The sequence below is a fragment of the Mycobacterium senriense genome (assembly GCF_019668465.1).
GTDB lineage: Bacteria > Actinomycetota > Actinomycetes > Mycobacteriales > Mycobacteriaceae > Mycobacterium > Mycobacterium senriense.
This window is the reverse complement of sequence record NZ_AP024828.1, coordinates 4,601,801-4,618,299: the sequence shown is the minus strand read 5'-3', so window position 1 is coordinate 4,618,299 and position 16,499 is coordinate 4,601,801. Positions and strand designations below refer to the sequence as shown.

Genomic DNA, 16,499 nt, shown 5'->3' with positions numbered 1-16,499 from the left:
GCTGCGTAACATCTCAAGACATTAGGAGAACACGTTATGAGCATTAACTACCAGTTCGGCGATGTAGACGCCCACGGTGCCTTGATCCGCGCCCAGGCCGCGTCCTTGGAGCAGGAGCACCAGGCCATCGTTCGCGATGTGCTTGCTGCCGGCGACTTCTGGGGCGGTTCGGGTTCGGTGGCATGCCAGGAGTTCATCACCCAGTTGGGTCGCAACTTCCAGGTCATCTACGAGCAGGCCAACTCCCACGGACAGAAGGTCCAGTCCGCGGGCAGCAACATGGCCAGCACCGACAGCGCCGTTGGGTCCTCCTGGGCCTAACCCGCAACTTCAGGCGCGGCAGCACACCACCCGTCGGTGTGCTGCCGCGTCCTGCGGTTACCGTGCAGTTCGGCTTGAGGTAACTAGGGACCAATTGGGGATTTGATGGACCAACAGAGCACCCGCACCGACATCACTGTCAACGTCGACGGCTTCTGGATGCTCCAGGCGTTGCTGGACATCCGGCACGTCGCGCCGGAGCTGCGGTGCCGGCCATATGTATCTACCGACTCGAGCGACTGGCTCAACGAGCATCCCGGAATGGCGGTGATGCGCGAGCAGGGCATAGTCGAGAACGACCAGGTGAATGAGCATGTGGCCGCGCGGATGAAAGTGCTCGCCGCGCCCGACCTCGAAGTTGTCGCCCTGTTGTCCCGGGGCAAGCTGGCCTACGGCGTTCTCGACGACGAAAATCAGCCGCCGGGCTCGCGCGACATCCCCGACAACGAGTTTCGGGTGGTGCTGGCCCGGCGCGGCCAGCACTGGGTGTCGGCGGTCCGGGTGGGCGGCGAGATCACCGTCGACGACGTCGCCGTCGCGGACAGCGCCTCGATCGCTTCCCTGGTGATCGACGCGCTGGAGTCCATCCACCACGCCGAGCCCGCGGCGATCAACGCCGTCAACGTGCCGCTGGAGGAGATGCTGGAAGCGACGAAGTCGTGGCAGGAGTCGGGCTTCAACGTGTTTTCCGGCGGAGACCTGCGCCGGATGGGAATCAGCGCCGCGACGGTTGCCGCGCTGGGTCAGGCGCTGTCCGACCCGGCCGCCGAGGTCGCGGTGTACGCCCGCCAGTACCAGGACGACGCCAAGGGCCCGAGTGCGTCTGTGCTGTCACTCAAGGACGGCTCCGGCGGCCGCATCGCGCTCTACCAGCAGGCCCGCACCGCCGGTTCGGGGGAGGCATGGCTGGCCATCTGTCCCGCCACCCCGCAGCTCGTGCAGGTGGGCGTCAAAACGGTGCTGGACACACTTCCCTATGGCGAGTGGAAAACCCACAGCCGGGTCTGACATTCGCGCGAAACGCAGAGTTCACCAAAGCGATTGCACTCAACATGCGGTTGAGCTGCGAACACGGCATACTTCTCTCAAGACATCAGCAAACGTCAAACCGGTGTCAACGACAACTCTTAATCGCAAGGCGAGGCAGATGGAATTCCAATTACTCGGAATGCACTTTGCGGGGGGCCGCAGCACCTCGGCGAGTACACCGGCGCACGCCCGCGCGCGACTGGCGGCACGGGCTCACACCTTCACCACGATAGGGAGTACAGGGCGATGACTGCGGTAGTTGAAGTACCACAGCCTGACGTAGAGGGAATCTCGCAGCCTCAGGCAGTCGTCGTCGGCGTGATGGCCGGCGCGGGTGTCCAGATCGGCGTCCTGCTGGACGCCAACGCCCCCGTCTCGGTGATGACCGACCCGTTGCTGAAGGTGGTCAACAGCAGGCTGCGCGAGCTCGGTGAGACTCCGCTCGAGGCGTCGGGCCGGGGCCGCTGGGCGCTGTGCCTGGTGGACGGCTCGCCGCTGCGGGTTACCCAATCGCTGAGCGAGCAGGACGTCTACGACGGCGACCGGTTGTGGATCCGGTTCATCCCGGACACCGAGCACCGCTCGCAGGTCATCGAGCACATCTCCACCGCCGTCGCGGCGGATCTCAGCAAGCGCTTCGCCGCCATCGACCCCGTCATCGCGGTGCAGGTCGGTGCGACGATGGTGGCCGTCGGCGTGACGACCGCGGCCGGCCTGCTCGGCTGGTGGCGGTGGCACCACAACTCGTGGCTTCCGACCGTGTACGCGGGCGTGATCGGCGCCGTGGCGCTGGGTGTTTCGCTGCTGTTGTTGATGCGAGCGCAGACCCAACAGGAACGCCGTGTCGCCGACACCATGCTGTTGAGCAGCCTCGCGCCGCTGGCAACCGCTGCGGCGTCGGCACCGCCCGGCGGCGTCGGATCACCGCACGCGGTACTGGGTTTCGGGGTCCTCACCATCGCGGCGATCCTCGCCCTGCGGTTCACCGGACGCCGACTGGCGATCTACACCGCCATCGTCACCGTCAGCCTGATCGCGGCGGTGGCCGCGCTCGCGCGCATGGTCGCCATGACGAGCGCCGTCACGCTGTTCACCTGCGTCGTGCTGGTGTCCGTCATGATCTACCAGAGTGCGCCGGCGATCTCGCGGCGACTGGCCGGCATCCGGCTGCCCGTCTTCCCGTCGGCGACCAGCCGGTGGGTGTTCGAGGCCCGGCCCGACCTGCCCACCACGGTGGTGCGCTCCGACGGTGGCCCGCCGGTCCTGGAGGGGCCCGCCTCGGTCCGCGACGTGTTGACCCAGGCCGAACGCGCCCGCTCCTTCTTGTCGGGTTTGCTGATCGGGCTCGGCGTGCTGATGATCGTCTCCCTCACCGCGCTGTCGGATCCGCACACCGGACAGCGCTGGTTGCCGCTCCTGCTGGCGGGCTTCAGCGCAGGATTCCTGATGCTGCGCGGCCGCTCCTATGTCGACCGCTGGCAGGCGATCACCCTGGCAGGGACGGCGGTGCTGATCGTGGGCGCAGTGGTGTTGCGCTACGCGCTGGTGCTGCAATCGCCCCTGGCGGTCTCGATCAGCGCGGCGATCCTGGTCCTGCTGCCCGTGGCGGGACTGACATCGGCGGCCGTCGTGCCGAACACCGTCTACAGCCCGCTATTCCGCAAATTCGTGGAATGGATTGAATACCTCTGCCTGATGCCAATTTTCCCGCTGGCATTGTGGTTGATGAATGTCTATGCAGCAATCCGCTATCGCTAACGGCAAGGTGTGGCGTGGTCGCGCGTGCGCCGCGACCCTCGCCGCCACGCTTCTCGCGTCGGGCGCCCTAGCCGGCTTGCCGCCCGCGTATGCGATCTCGCCCCCGACGATCGATGCCGGCGCGGTCCCGCCGGACGGTCCGCCGGGACCGGGGGCTCCGATGAAGCAGAACTCGTACTGCACCGAGGTCGGTGTGCTGCCCGGGACGGATTTTCGGCTGCAGCCCAAGTACATGGACATGCTGAATCTGCAGGAGGCGTGGCAGTTCGGTCGCGGTGCCGGCGTGAAAGTGGCCGTCATCGACAGCGGCGTGACGCCGCACCCCAGGTTCCCGCACCTGATTCCCGGCGGTGACTACATCATGTCCGGGGACGGCCTGTCCGACTGCGACGCGCACGGCACCATCGTGGCGTCGATGATCGGTGCGGCGCCGGCCAACGGCGCGGGCGTGCCGCCGGCCGCGCCGCGCAAGCCGGTCACCATTCCCACCACCGAGCCCCCGCCGAAAGCGCCGCCACCGCAGACGGTGACGCTGTCACCGCTGCCGCAGACCGTGACGATGGTCCCGCCGAAACCGCCGGAGGAACAGCAGCAGCAGCAGCAGCCCCCCGGTCCTTTCGGTGCGCCACCGCCGGCACCGGCGGCTCCGCCGCCCGCAGGCCCACCCCCGGGACCGGGACCGGCGCCGGGTGGCCAGGGTCCCAATGGGCAAGCGCCGGCGGCCAGCCACGGCGGCGGCACGGTGACCATCCCCGGCTACGCCGGTGGCGGGCACGTGGCCAACGTCGACAACCTGCGGGGCCCGCGCCCGCTTGACCCGCCGCCACCACCACCGCCGCCCCCTCCGCCGCCAAACGCCGGTCCGGACGCGTTCAGCGGGGTGGCCCCGGATGTCGACATCATCGCGATCCGGCAGTCCAGCCAGGCCTTCGGCCTCAAGGACGCCTACACAGGTGACGAGGATCCGCAGACGTCGGCCAAGATCGACAACGTGCAGACGATGGCGCGGGCGATCGTGCACGCGGCCAACATGGGCGCTCAGGTCATCAACATCTCCGACGTGACCTGCATGAGCGCGCGCAACATCATCGACCAGCGTTCCCTGGGAGCGGCGGTGCGCTACGCGGCCGTCGACAAGAACGCCGTCATCGTGGCCGCCGCCGGCGACACCAGCAAGAAGGACTGCAAGCAGAACCCGACCCATGATCCGTTGCAGCCCAACGATCCTCGCAACTGGCACGCGGTCACCACGGTCGTGACGCCGTCCTGGTTCAGCGACTACGTCCTGACGGTCGGCGCGGTTGACAACGACGGCCGCCCGATGAGCCAGGGCAACCAGGGCCAGGCGTCGACCAGCGTGGCCGGGCCATGGGTCGGGATCGCCGCGCCCGGAACCGACGTCATCGGACTGTCGCCCCGGGACGACGGCCTGATCAACGCGATCGACGGACCCGACAACACGCTGTTGGTTCCGGCCGGTACCAGCTTCTCGGCGGCGATCGTGTCCGGCGTTGCGGCACTCGTGCGGGCCAAGTTCCCGCAGCTGTCGGCGTATCAGGTCATCAACCGGTTGACCCGGACCGCCCGCGCGCCGGCGCGCGGCGTGGACAACCAGGTCGGTCACGGCGTCGTCGACCCGGTGGCCGCACTGACCTGGGATGTACCCGACGGTCCGGTGAAGCCGCCGCAGCAACTGTCGGCACCCCTGAACATTCCGAAACCCGTGCCGCACCGCGATATGGTGCCGGTGTGGGTGGCCGCCGGCGGCTTGCTCGGTGCGCTACTCATCGGCGGCGGAGTGTTCGGTACGGCGATGCTGATGAAGCGATCGCGGAAAGAGCAATAGGGGCGGAGCAGCTTTCATGAAGCGTCAGCGCAGGTTTGGGTTGTCTTTGTCGTGGCCGCGGCTGACCACCGTGTTTTTGGTCGACGTCCTGATCATGGTGGTGGCCAGCCATTGCCCCGAGTCCTGGCAGGGCACCTATCGCATCGCGTTCTGGGTCGGTGTCGGCCTGGCGTTGCTGGTGACGCTGCTGTCGCTGGTCACCTACCACGGCCTCACCGTCACGTCGGGGCTGGCCACGTGGCTGTGGGATTGGTCCGCCGATCCGGGCTCCGCGCTGGCCGCGGGTTGCACCCCGGCCCTGGACTACCAGCGCAAGTACGGGCGCGACAAGGTCGGCGTGCGGCAGCATGACGGCCAGCTGGTCACCGTGATCGCCATCAGCGGCGGTGACGACGACTCGGCCTCCCGCCTTCGTCACCGGCACTCGGCGCCCACGCTGTTGGTGTCAGCCGTCGCTTCGGGCCTGCGCCAGTTCGACGTCCACCTCGATGACGTCGACATCGTGTCGGTTAAGGTGCGCCGCGGCGGCAACGCCGCCGAGTTGTCCAAGCTGGACGACTGGGGCCCCGAAGAGTGGGAGGTGGCCAACGACAAGCCCACCTCGTACATTCGGCGCACCTGGCTGGTGTTGCGGATGAACCCCCAGCGCAACGTCGCCGCCGTCGCGGCCCGCGATTCGCTGGCGTCGACCCTGGTGGCCGCCACCGAACGGCTCGCCCAGGATCTCGACGGGCTGACCTGTGCGGCCCGGCCGCTGACCGCGGAGGAGCTGGCCGAAGTCGACCGTGCGGTCCTTGCCGATCTGGAACCGACCTGGAGCCGTCCCGGCTGGCGCCGACTCAAGCACTTCAACGGGTTCGTCACCAGCCTGTGGTTGTCGCCGTCCGACATCACCACCGAGAAGCTGGATGAGGTGTGGGACGACGAGACCGTCGCCACGGTGCTCACGATCCGGCTCACCTCGCGCGGCGGCAGGCCGCAGGTATCGGCCTGGGTGCGTTACCACACCGAAAAGCGGTTGCGGAGAAACGTCTCGTCGGGCCTCAACCGCCTCACCGGACGCCAGCTGGCCGCGGTGCGAGCCAGCCTGCCCGCCCCAACGGCGCGCCCCCTGCTGGTCGTGCCGAGCCGCCCGTTGCGCGCCGACGATGACGACCTTGCGCTATCCGTCGACCAGCTGCGAGGGAGCTCGGCGGGCGTAGCTGTAACGCAATGACGAGGCCGCAATCAACCGCTGAAGGTGCGCGTAACGCGATGGTCGCGGGCCTGCTGGCCTCGGGCGTCTCGGTCAATGGGCTGCAGCCCAGCCACAATCCGCAGGTTGCGGCGCAGATGTTCACCACCGCGACCAACCTGGATCCGGGGATGTGCGACGCCTGGCTGGCCCGGATCCTGGCGGGGGAGCACAGCATCGATGTGCTGTCCGGTGCGTGGTCCTCGATCCGGACGTTCGGTTGGGAGACCCGCCGCCTCGGGGTGACCGAGTTACAGTTCCGGCCCGAGGTGTCCGACGGGTTGTTCCTGCGGCTGGCCGTCACCACCGTGGAGACGCTGGCGTGTGCGTACGCCGCGGTCCTCGCCGAAGCGAAACGCTACGAGGAAGCCGCGAAACTGATCGACGGCGTCGTACCCCGACAACCGGTCGATGAGGAACTGGTCAGCTACGTGCGCGGCGTGCTGTATTTCCGCACGGCTCGCTGGCCGGATGTGCTGCATCAGTTCGCCGAGGGGAAGACCTGGCGGCAGCCCGAACTGAAGGCCGCGGGCGCGGCGATGGCGACCACGGCGCTGGCATCGCTGGGTGTGTTCGAGGAGGCGTTGCGCCGGGGCCAGGAGGCCATCGAGGGCGACCGGGTGCCGGGCGCGGCCAACATCGCCCTGTACACCCAGGGCATGTGCTTGCGGCATCTGGGCCGCGAGGACGAGGCTGTCGAACTGCTGCGCCGGGTGTACTCGCGGGACCCCAAGTTCACGCCGGCCCGCGAAGCGCTGGACAACCCGAACTTCCGCCTGGTCCTGACCGACCCGGAGACGATCGAGGCGAGGACCGACCCGTGGGATCCGGACAGCGCGCCGACCCGGGCCGAGACCGAGGCCGCCCGTCACGCCGAAGAGGCGGCGAAGTACCTCGCGGAAGGCGACGCCGAACTCAACGCCATGCTCGGCATGGAACGCGCCAAGCGCGAGATCAAGCTCATCAAATCGACGACCAAGGTGAATCTGGCGCGCGCCAAGATGGGCCTGCCGGTGCCGGTCACGTCGCGCCACACGTTGTTGCTCGGCCCGCCCGGCACCGGAAAAACCTCGGTGGCAAGGGCTTTCAGCAAGCAGCTGTGCGGATTGACCGTGCTGCGCAAGCCCGTGGTGGTGGAAACCAGTCGCACCAAGCTACTCGGCCGCTACATGGCCGACGCCGAGAAGAACACCGAGGAGCTCCTGGAGGGCGCGTTGGGCGGCGCCGTCTTCTTCGATGAGATGCACACGCTGCACGAGAAGGGCTACCAGCAGGGCGACCCCTACGGCAACGCGATCATCAACACGTTGCTGTTGTACATGGAGAATCATCGCGACGAGCTGGTGGTCTTCGGCGCCGGCTACGCCAAGGCCATGGACAAGATGCTCGAAGTGAATCAGGGTCTGCGACGGCGTTTTTCGACCGTCATCGAGTTTTTCAGCTATACCCCGGACGAGCTGGTGGCGCTGACCCGGTTGATGGGCCAGGAGAACGAAGACGTGATCACCGACGAATCGGCGCAGGGGCTGTTGCCGTCGTACACGAAGTTCTACCTCGACGAAAGTTATTCGGAGGACGGCGATCTCATCCGCGGCATCGATACGCTCGGCAACGCCGGTTTCGTGCGCAACGTGGTGGAGAAGGCGCGCGATCACCGCAGTTTCCGTCTGGACGACGAAGACCTGGATGCGGTGCTGTCCAGCGACGTGACCGAGTTCAGCGAGCGGCAACTGCTGCGTTTCAAAGAACTGACCCAGGAGGATCTCGCCGAGGGCCTCAGCGCGGCGGTCGCCGAGAAAAAGTCAGACTGAACCGTCGTTGCCGGGTCCGCGTGCCCTCCGCGCCGAGGCCCGCGCAGGTGCCCTGCAGGTGACGGCGGGGTGAACCACTGGGAATGCGTTGTACGTCAGCTTGACTCAGCGCAGGTCGAGTGCCACCATTGCCAATGCAAGCACCTCGCTAGGTGAGGCGTCTGCACGGACATAGGCCACTGACCTCGAACGTCGAAAGACGCCCAGGGTCAGGACAGCTCTTCCCGGATTAAGGGTTGAGCCCAAGTGGCTTCCGGCTTTGGTTGGCCGGATACGCCGTGTGGTGCCGAAGCTCTGACGAGAGGGGTGCCGCAATCGGCTGTTTTGCCTGGTTGTTTCTCCCCAATGTGCAAGGTGTGGCACCCCCGCGTGCCCTGGCTTTGAGGAGGTGAGAGCGAATTAGTCCCGATGACAGTCCGTATGCCAGATCGTTGACCATTTCGCGTCGATCCGACCTCGGCATCGTATTTTCCTGAATTGGCTTGCATTTAGCCGATTTTCGTAGCACGCGCGCTCGCTGACATGTGGCGTAGGCGCGCGCCCGCGGCCGGCCAGAGTCCCTGGCATGCCGACTTCTTCGTGGGGAGATTTGTGATGAACTTTGTTACCGCACAGCCGGAATTGCTGGCCATTGCCGCCGGCCAGCTGCAAGTGATCGGTACGGCCCTGACCGCCCAGAACTCGGCCACCGCCATCCCGATGACGGGAGTGCTGCCCGCCGCCGCCGACGAGGTGTCGCTGGTGACCGCCGCGCAGTTCGCACGGCACGGTCAGATGTTTCAAGCGCTGAGCGCCCAGGCTGCGGCAATACACGAAAACTTCGTGACCACCTTGCAGACCAGCGCCGGATCGTATGCGGCCACCGAGGCGGCCAACGCCGTCGCTGCCCGCTGAGCCCCAAAGGGGGGACCATGTTGGACTTTGCGGCGCTGCCGCCGGAAATCAATTCGGCCAGAATGTATTCCGGCCCGGGATCGGGCCCGATGTTGGCCGCCGCTGCTGCTTGGAACACAATGGCCGCTGAGTTGCGGTCCGCAGCAGCCTCTTACGGCTCGGTGGTCACTGAGCTCAGCAGTGAAGGCTGGCTGGGTCCTTCATCGATGTCGATGTTGGCCGCGGCGACACCCTATCTGGCTTGGTTGGATGGCACCGCCACCCAGGCCGAGGAGGTCGGCGGTCAGGCCTTCGCCGCCGCGACCGCTTACGAGGCGGCGTTTGCGATAACGGTGCCCCCGGCGGTCGTCGCGGCCAATCGCGCTCAGCTGGCGATGCTGGTTGCTACCAACATTTTTGGTCAGAACACCCCTGCAATCGCCGCCACCGAAGCGCAGTATGCCGAGATGTGGGCTCAGGACGCGGGCGCGATGAACGGATATGCCACTGCATCGAGTGCGGCGGCACAATTTACGCCGTTGGCCACGCCGCAGTCGAACACCAACGCCGACGGTGTGGCCGGCCAAACAAACACGGTGGCTCAGGTGGCTCAAACGCCGGCCGGTGCCGTGCAGTCGAACCTGTCGTCGGCAGCTAGCGGTTCCACCTCCTCGTCCTCGGGGTCGGTGTCGTCATATTTGGCGGGCCTGCTGAGCGGCTCGGACAATTCGGCCTTGGGCACCTTCACGAATGGCAACTTCTTCAGTACCGCGGTGGTGAACGGCGCTCTTGCCGGTGGCCCCTTCAACCCGCAATTCATCATCGCATCGCTCCAAGGCGTCCTGGCAGCGCAGCACGCCACGACGCTGGGGGGTCTAGGAGACTTCGCCGCCGACGCCGAAGGCGTCGCGACTGCCGACCTGGCATCGAACACGGTGGGGTCGGCCGGCCTCGGTGGCGCATCTGCGGGGGTAGGCAACGCGCATCTGGTCGGGTCGATGTCGGTGCCGCAAAGCTGGGCGTCGGCGGCCAATATCACCCCCGGCCAATCGGCCGCGCAGGCCACCGGCGTCACCGGTCTCACTGACACGAGGGCAGCCCCCGCGGCAGGCGGGCCCGGAGGCGTCGCGGGGCCGATGGGCGGCACCGGCAGGCGACTGCGCCGCGCCATCCCCAAATACGGGTTCCGACCCGTCGTCATGCCACGTCCGCCGGCTGCCGGCTGAGAACTCTGGAGAAGATGTCATGTCGCTTTATGCGGGATTGCCGCCGGAAATCAACTCGGCCAGAATGTATTCCGGCCCAGGCTCGGAATCAATGCTGGCCGCCGCGGCCGCGTGGAACGCCATTTCTGCTGAAATGCGCTCGGCTGCAACAAACTATGAATCGGTGATCGCAGCGCTTACCAGCGAAGGCTGGTTCGGACCGTCCTCGACGAAGATGTCGGCTGCGGTCGCGCCTTTCATCGAGTGGCTCAACACCACCGCCGCGCAGGCCGAGCGGGCCGGCACACAGTCCAACGCGGCCGCAGCCGCCTACGAGGCCGCGTTTGCCGCCACCGTCCCCCCGGCCGTTGTCGCGGCCAATCGCACCCAGCTGACGAATTTGGTGGCAGGCAACCTCTTCGGCCAGAACACTGGGTTGATTGCGGCCAACGAGGCCCAATACGGCGAGATGTGGGCTCAAGACGCCTCCGCAATGACCAGTTACAGCACCGCCTCGCGCGCAGCAACCGAACTGACGCCGTTTCAACAACCGCAATCCGACACCACCAGCGGCGGAACGGCGCAACAAACCGCCGCGGTTGTCAACGCGGCCAATGGCGCCTCGAGCAGCAGCACCACCCCCTCGGGCGAGAGTCTGCTGGAGTGGCTTGGCCTCGCGCCCAATACGAATACCTCCACCACCGGGCTTGCCGGGTTGATGAACTACCTGGACGGCAGCAATGGGTCACTGTTGGGAAGCTTCCTCAACAACGCCTCGGTCGCCAACTTCTCCAACGCCTTCACCACTAGTGGGCTGCTGAACCCGACGTCGTTCATCGATTCGGCGATGAACATGAACTCCATCTCGGCGTTGAACGCCGTCGACTCGACCACGTCGGGACTGGGAGTTCTGGCCGCCGGCCTGGGGGGTACCGCGAACCTGGCGTCAGTCACCGCGCCCGGCGCTGCGGCGGTGGCGGGCGTCGGGCAGGCGAGCTTGGTTGGGGCGCTGTCGGTTCCGCCGGGCTGGGGTGCAACCGGAGCCGCGATCACGCCAGTGGCGGCGACGACTCAGGTCGGCCTGGGGGCGTATCACGGCTTCGGCTCCGCCACCCCGATGGTGATGGAAGATGCTGGGGCAGTGGGCATGCCGGGTGTGCCCCTGGCGGGCATCCCCGGCGGGCATGCGGACGACTTCGCTGAGCCGATGTACGGGTTCCGTCCCCGCATCATGGGTCGCCCTCCGGCCGCAGGCTAGGACAGCGAACGTGAGGTTCCTAACGTTTCTTGCCGGCGCAGTTGCCTTCGCCCTGATGGCCATACCAGCGCACGCCGACTCCGATGACGACGCATTCATCGCCGCCCTGAACAAGGCTGGCATCACCTATCAGAGCCCCGACCGCGCGATAAAAGCGGGCCAAAAGGTGTGCGACTTGGCCAAGTCGGGCACCACAGAACTCGACATCATCAGAGATGTCCACGAGCTCAACCCGGCATTCACCACAGCAAAAGCCGCCCTGTTCGTCCAGGCCGCCGCCAGCGTCTACTGCCCCGAGCGTCTGTCCAGCGGCGATGGCGGAACAAACCCCCAGAGCAGTAGCTAACCGGCAATACGAGGCCGCGGCTCGGCTGTCGACGTGCGCAAGGCGGGTCGGCGAACTCGGTTTCCGGTCACGGAGCGAGCGGCGCGTGGGATCCATCACCGCCGACCGCCACCAGCGATCGCCGTCACAGCAATGAGTTTTAGGCATTACGCCTGGCTCACAACGGGCCGAAAGCCCTTGTGAGCGCCCAATATCGGCCCACAGGAAATTGTCAGTAGCTAATCAGTGCCACAGCAGACTGACCGCGTCTACTCGTATGGGTGAACCTTGGGAGAACGATGTGGACGATCAACGATCCGTTCGGCGATATGGACGCCCGTCGTCGCCGATGGGTGCCTGGGGCCCGCCGCTCGGGTTCGGTGGCGCGCGACGAGTTCATCAACGGTGCTGGGTCGCAACTTCCAGGTCACCTACCAGCGGGTCAACGCCCACCGGCGGAAAGTCCCGCCCGCGTGCAGCGACCACCGCACCGACAGCGCGGTCGATTCGGGTTGGTCTCATTGACATTACGTCACAAATGGCGGATTTCCGTAGTGAAGTCGCGGTAGGCGACGGCGTCGTCAAGTCCCTGTAATGCTATTCGGGATAGCCGCAGGTATTAGCTTAGTGGGAGGTTGCAAAATTTCGCGGTCGGACAGTTAAAACACAGTTCTGAGTACGTATAAGGCCGCGGCAATGGCGCCGATCTATGGGTGGTAATTCGCCATCCTGCGGATCAATATTCTCACGGGTTATTGATGCGTAGCTGAAGGCTGCCCGTAGGCGTCTCACCAGCCAAAACGGAGATACCGGGCGTTTCAGCCCTCATACGGTCCACGCATCCGGGAGATGAACATTTAACAAACGTTTACCCAACGGGAGCACGCGACGAAATAAGCGATAGGCAGCATCGTCAGTGCAAAAGCAGCGTGGCTTGACTAGTCGTTCGCACGCCATTTAGGCGCCGATTCAGAGCTAGGAGCAGCATGGTTTTGTTGTCTGCAGCACATGGAATCTGCACATGTAACCGGTGGCAGATCTGATGAATTCCCTTAGAGCTGCGACTTCGTCGATGCCGGGGCGGCGAAGCCGTGCCTACCATGGCCGCCAGCAGCGGGACCGGAGGTATTAAATGTTGGATTTCGGGGCTTATCCGCCGGAATACAACTCGGGGCGGATGTACGTCGGGGCGGGGTCGGGGCCGCTGCTGGCCGCGGCCGCAGCGTGGGACGAATTGGCCGCGGAGCTGCAAAGCACTGGGGCGTCGTACAACTCGACGATCGAAACTCTGGCAACGGGTCCGTGGACGGGACCCTCATCCATCGCGATGGCGGCCGCGGCAGCCCCGTACGTGGCGTGGATCCACGCCACCGGCGCGCAAGCCGAGCAGGCGGGCGTCCAGGCCAAACTCGCGGCCGGCGCCTACGAGGCGGCGTTCGCGGCGACGGTCCCGCCGCCGGTGATCGCCGCCAACCGCTCGCTGCTCGCGACCTTGGTCGCCACCAACATCCTCGGCCAGAACACCCCGGCGATCGCCGCCACCGAAGCCCACTACATGGAGATGTGGGCGCAGGATGCCGCCGCCATGTACGCGTACACGGCGGCGTCGGCGAGCGCCTCGCAGCTGACCCCGTTCACCCAGCCGCCTCACACCACCAACGAGTCGGCCGGACCCACCCAAGCGGCCGCGGTCGCCCAGAGCACCGGGCAGTCCAGCGCGAACACCGTCAGCCACCTGTCCCAGCTGAGCACCACGATCCAGCCGGCGGCACAGGCCGTGACGAATGCCAGCTCAACCACCACGGCGGCGTCCGGTTCGTCACTTACCCTGCCGAATGCCGTGACGAACTGGAACGAGTTCTGGTCGGTCCTCACCGGGCCGTACTCCCCGCAGTCATGGAGCAGCATCCCTGGCGGTCCGTTCCTGTCGTTCGGCCAGGCGTACTCCTGGGGCCAGAACGGGCAGGGTGCTGCCGCATATTTGGCTGGGCCCAAAGCCATTTCCGGGGCTTTGGCGCCATTGGCCAGCGGCACCGACGCCGTCAGGCCGATGCTCAGCTCGGCCGTCGGCGCGGGGCAGGCGTCGGGGTCGATGGGCAAAGCCGCTCTGGTGGGCGGCATGTCGGTGCCGCAGGGCTGGACGGAAGCCGCCCCGGCGATCCGAACACTCGCCCAGGGGATCCCGACCGACATGGCGGCGCTGCCGGCCGCGATGGCCGGCGAGGAGGGCGTCTTCAACCAGATGGCCCTGTCCAGCCTGGCTGGACGCGCCGTCGCGGCCGCCGCAACCCGACCCGTCGGGGGCGCCGCCTCGGTGGCGGGTTCGCTGGGCGGCGTCGCCGCCGAAGCCGATCCGGCCGCGGCCACCATCATCGTGATCCCCTGCATCGAGGAGTGACCGCGATGACCAAACCGCATGGCAGCCAGGCGCTGTCGACCCATGCAGGCAGGTAGGGGGTAGCACAGATGTTTTACGGAGCCTTTCCGCCGGAGTTCAACTCGGGCCGGATGTACAGCGGTCCGGGACCGGGGTCCTTGGTGGCGGCGGCGACGGCATGGCAGAACCTGGCCACCGAATTGCATTCCACCGCAACGTCGTACTCGTCGGTGCTCTCCAGCCTGACGGGCGGACCCTGGGTAGGTCCGTCCTCAATCGCCATGGCGAGCGCGGCCGCCCCGTATGTGGCCTGGATGCAGCAAACCGCCACGCAGGCCGCACAATCGGCGACCCAGGCCACCGAGGCGGCCGCCGCCTACGAGACGGCTTTCGCGGCCCACGTGCCGCCCGCGGTGATCGCGGAAAACCGGACCCTGCTCGCACAGCTGGTGGCCACCAACCTGCTCGGGCAGAACACCGCGGCGATCGCCGCGAATGAGGCTCAATACGGCGAGTTTTGGGCCCAGGACGCCACCGCGATGGACACGTACTTCGCCGCGTCGGCGACCGCAGTCAACAACCTGACGGCATTCACCCCCGCGCCCAAGACCACCAATGAAGCTGCCGAGCCGATGCAAGCGGCCGCGGTGAGTTCGGCGGCGAGCACCCCGGCCGCCAACGTCGCGAATACCGCGGCTTCGGCGGCGACGACCACGTTGCCCTACACCGGGGCATTCTCACTGCCGGCCAATCTCGCCTATCTCTACAACAACTTCGTCACTGGCCTATTGAACGGACTCCCAGGGGGGTCCAGTTTTTACACCGGCTTGTACAACGCAGTGAAGGTGCCCCTGGGGCTCACCACGCAGTTCAACGACATCGGGTTGCTGATCAACTTCCCGTTGTCGCAGTGGCTCAAGTTCGCCCCACCCGTCGCGTACGGGGCGTTGCCGAAAGATGCGCTGGGCGCCGGGCTGGGGGCGCTGGGCTTCGGCCGCGGCACGCTATTCAGCGCGATCAACCCGATCGCCGGTATGGGCAACGCCGGCACCCTGGTCGGGAAGCTGTCGATCCCGCCGAGTTGGGCCACGTCCACTCCGGCCATCAGGACCGTCGCCGCCGCGCTGTCGGCCGCCGGAACCGAGGCTGTGCCCGCGGCGGCGCTGGGGCAGGGGAGTCTGTTCAGCTCGATGGGGCTGGCCGGGATGCTGGGTAGCGCCGTGGGCGCGGGCGGACCCACCGTGGCACAGGCGGGCATGCGTAACCGGATGACTCCGATCAAGGATCTCAAAGACAAGCAATCGCCGGAACAGCTGAAACGCCTTGTCGCGCAGATCTCGGAGAAACCCGAAACCGTGCAGCACCACAATGTCGATCAGGAGAACCTCGACGCACTCCTCGAACAGCTGGCCAAGAAGCCGGGCATCCACGCGGTGCACCTGAAAAAGGGCGACAAGTCGAAGGTCATGCCCGCCGATGCCCAGTCAGGTTGACGGCCAAGATAACTCAGCGTGGTTCAGCATGCTTCGGAACAACGGAAGGGCGATAGAGATGAAACCGCTACTGGCGCTACTTGGTGTTTCGGCGATGATCGGCCTTGCCGCACCGGCATACGCCGATCCTCCGCCTGCGCCGGACGGTGACGACGGCGGCTTCGTCGCCGCGCTGCAGCAAGCCGGGTTCAGCTTCAACAGCCCGGGTTCGGCCGCCGCCGCCGGCAGAGCGGTGTGTTCCTGCCTGAACAACGGCGAGTCGGGCCTGGCGGTGGTCCACGACGTGAAAACCCACAATCCCGGGATGGACATGGAAATGGCCTCGAACTTCGCCGTACTTTCCGCGAAGTACTACTGCCCCCAACAGCTCTCCAAGGCCTGAGCCGACGCGGGCGGGTGGTAAACGCGCGGGTCGGTAATCTCGAATACCCTGCGGCGCAGTGGATCTGCGGATCATCGCCGTCCGCTGCGAACATCGCCGCGACATGCGACAATCACCAGTCATGAGACTGCAGCTGGCACTGAGCGTTGGCGTTTCGGTCGCGATCGGAATGGCCCCGCTCGCGCATGGCGACCCAGTGGCACCCAACGGCGACGAGGCCGGTTTCCTTGCCTCGCTGCATGGTGCGGGCATCAACTACTCAACCCCCGAGTCAGCCATCACGTTCGCCAAATCGGTGTGCGTGTCGATGGGCGACGGCGAGGCCGGCCCGCAAATGGTTGACGAACTGAAGAGCCAAAACCCCGGACTCACCAACGATCAAGCCGCATCGTTCTTGGCTATCGCGGCGAAATACTTTTGCCCGCAGCGACTTAACCGAGGGTAGCCCCGGGCCGCTCCCATGTGGCGGCCGGGCAACCGAGTGGCAACGCGCAGGTTTCGCCGATGTGGCGGCCCGGCGCCCGATTCGGCTGCGGTCCATCTGCCGTTCACCTCCACGTGTTTAGCTGCGCCGACTGGCACCACGC

The 16,499-nt window shown here is 66.4% G+C and carries 14 protein-coding genes and 1 riboswitch; all 14 genes read left to right on the top strand.

Translation table 11 applies throughout. The features are described 5' to 3' along the window. Positions 1–36: 36 nt before the first annotated feature. Positions 37–321: a WXG100 family type VII secretion target gene (locus MTY59_RS21680; protein WP_221041830.1), complete on the top strand. Its 285-nt coding sequence runs from the start codon at positions 37–39 to the stop codon at positions 319–321. 105 nt (positions 322–426) lie between these two features. Next, complete coding sequence (locus tag MTY59_RS21675) at positions 427–1,329, top strand: ESX secretion-associated protein EspG (protein ID WP_007771416.1); 903 nt, start codon at positions 427–429, stop codon at positions 1,327–1,329. 267 nt (positions 1,330–1,596) lie between these two features. Beyond that, complete coding sequence (gene eccD, locus MTY59_RS21670) at positions 1,597–3,108, top strand: type VII secretion integral membrane protein EccD (RefSeq protein WP_221042982.1); 1,512 nt, start codon at positions 1,597–1,599, stop codon at positions 3,106–3,108. After that, positions 3,086–4,954, top strand: coding sequence for a S8 family serine peptidase (locus MTY59_RS21665; RefSeq protein WP_221042981.1), 1,869 nt, complete (start codon positions 3,086–3,088; stop codon positions 4,952–4,954). Before eccD ends, MTY59_RS21665 begins: the two co-directional genes overlap by 23 nt. Positions 4,955–4,970: 16 nt before the next feature. Continuing rightward, complete coding sequence (gene eccE / locus MTY59_RS21660; RefSeq protein WP_221042980.1) at positions 4,971–6,170, top strand: type VII secretion protein EccE; 1,200 nt, start codon at positions 4,971–4,973, stop codon at positions 6,168–6,170. Further along, the gene (gene eccA5 / locus MTY59_RS21655) at positions 6,167–7,999 is read left to right on the top strand and encodes a type VII secretion system ESX-5 AAA family ATPase EccA5 (RefSeq protein WP_221042979.1); all 1,833 of its coding nucleotides are present in this window, start codon (positions 6,167–6,169) and stop codon (positions 7,997–7,999) included. The genes eccE and eccA5 overlap by 4 nt, the downstream gene beginning before the upstream one ends. A 137-nt stretch (positions 8,000–8,136) precedes the next feature. Beyond that, a riboswitch (M-box (ykoK) riboswitch) is annotated at positions 8,137–8,312 on the top strand. A 281-nt stretch (positions 8,313–8,593) separates the two neighbouring features. Beyond that, positions 8,594–8,893: a PE family protein gene (locus MTY59_RS21650; protein WP_221042978.1), complete on the top strand. Its 300-nt coding sequence runs from the start codon at positions 8,594–8,596 to the stop codon at positions 8,891–8,893. Positions 8,894–8,910: 17 nt separating this feature from the next. After that, on the top strand, positions 8,911–10,098 hold the full coding sequence (locus MTY59_RS21645) for a PPE family protein (protein WP_221042977.1): 1,188 nt from the start codon (positions 8,911–8,913) through the stop codon (positions 10,096–10,098). A gap of 19 nt (positions 10,099–10,117) precedes the next feature. Further along, positions 10,118–11,335, top strand: coding sequence for a PPE family protein (locus tag MTY59_RS21640; RefSeq protein WP_221042976.1), 1,218 nt, complete (start codon positions 10,118–10,120; stop codon positions 11,333–11,335). Between the two features lie 10 nt (positions 11,336–11,345). Next, the gene (locus tag MTY59_RS21635) at positions 11,346–11,681 is read left to right on the top strand and encodes a DUF732 domain-containing protein (protein ID WP_221042975.1); all 336 of its coding nucleotides are present in this window, start codon (positions 11,346–11,348) and stop codon (positions 11,679–11,681) included. A 1,111-nt stretch (positions 11,682–12,792) separates the two neighbouring features. After that, positions 12,793–14,058: a PPE family protein gene (locus MTY59_RS21630; protein ID WP_221042973.1), complete on the top strand. Its 1,266-nt coding sequence runs from the start codon at positions 12,793–12,795 to the stop codon at positions 14,056–14,058. Positions 14,059–14,126: 68 nt separating this feature from the next. After that, positions 14,127–15,530: a PPE family protein gene (locus MTY59_RS21625; protein WP_221042971.1), complete on the top strand. Its 1,404-nt coding sequence runs from the start codon at positions 14,127–14,129 to the stop codon at positions 15,528–15,530. A gap of 58 nt (positions 15,531–15,588) precedes the next feature. After that, positions 15,589–15,912 (top strand): DUF732 domain-containing protein, encoded by a 324-nt coding sequence (locus tag MTY59_RS21620; RefSeq protein WP_221042969.1) that lies wholly within the window; start codon positions 15,589–15,591, stop codon positions 15,910–15,912. A 121-nt stretch (positions 15,913–16,033) separates the two neighbouring features. Next, entirely contained in the window at positions 16,034–16,357 is a 324-nt protein-coding gene (locus MTY59_RS21615; protein ID WP_221046573.1) for a DUF732 domain-containing protein, read from the top strand. Positions 16,358–16,499: the final 142 nt, after the last annotated feature.

Bases quoted from the DNA above. Each gene is read 5' to 3' on its own strand.
- MTY59_RS21640 (WP_221042976.1), top strand. From the start codon at position 10,118: ATGTCGCTTTATGCGGGATTGCCGCCGGAAATCAACTCGGCCAGAATG.
- MTY59_RS21625 (WP_221042971.1), top strand. From the start codon at position 14,127: ATGTTTTACGGAGCCTTTCCGCCGGAGTTCAACTCGGGCCGGATGTAC.
- MTY59_RS21645 (WP_221042977.1), top strand. From the start codon at position 8,911: ATGTTGGACTTTGCGGCGCTGCCGCCGGAAATCAATTCGGCCAGAATG.
- MTY59_RS21615 (WP_221046573.1), top strand. From the start codon at position 16,034: ATGAGACTGCAGCTGGCACTGAGCGTTGGCGTTTCGGTCGCGATCGGA.
- MTY59_RS21650 (WP_221042978.1), top strand. From the start codon at position 8,594: ATGAACTTTGTTACCGCACAGCCGGAATTGCTGGCCATTGCCGCCGGC.
- MTY59_RS21665 (WP_221042981.1), top strand. From the start codon at position 3,086: ATGCAGCAATCCGCTATCGCTAACGGCAAGGTGTGGCGTGGTCGCGCG.
- MTY59_RS21680 (WP_221041830.1), top strand. From the start codon at position 37: ATGAGCATTAACTACCAGTTCGGCGATGTAGACGCCCACGGTGCCTTG.
- eccA5 (WP_221042979.1), top strand. From the start codon at position 6,167: ATGACGAGGCCGCAATCAACCGCTGAAGGTGCGCGTAACGCGATGGTC.
- MTY59_RS21630 (WP_221042973.1), top strand. From the start codon at position 12,793: ATGTTGGATTTCGGGGCTTATCCGCCGGAATACAACTCGGGGCGGATG.
- MTY59_RS21675 (WP_007771416.1), top strand. From the start codon at position 427: ATGGACCAACAGAGCACCCGCACCGACATCACTGTCAACGTCGACGGC.
- eccD (WP_221042982.1), top strand. From the start codon at position 1,597: ATGACTGCGGTAGTTGAAGTACCACAGCCTGACGTAGAGGGAATCTCG.
- eccE (WP_221042980.1), top strand. From the start codon at position 4,971: ATGAAGCGTCAGCGCAGGTTTGGGTTGTCTTTGTCGTGGCCGCGGCTG.
- MTY59_RS21620 (WP_221042969.1), top strand. From the start codon at position 15,589: ATGAAACCGCTACTGGCGCTACTTGGTGTTTCGGCGATGATCGGCCTT.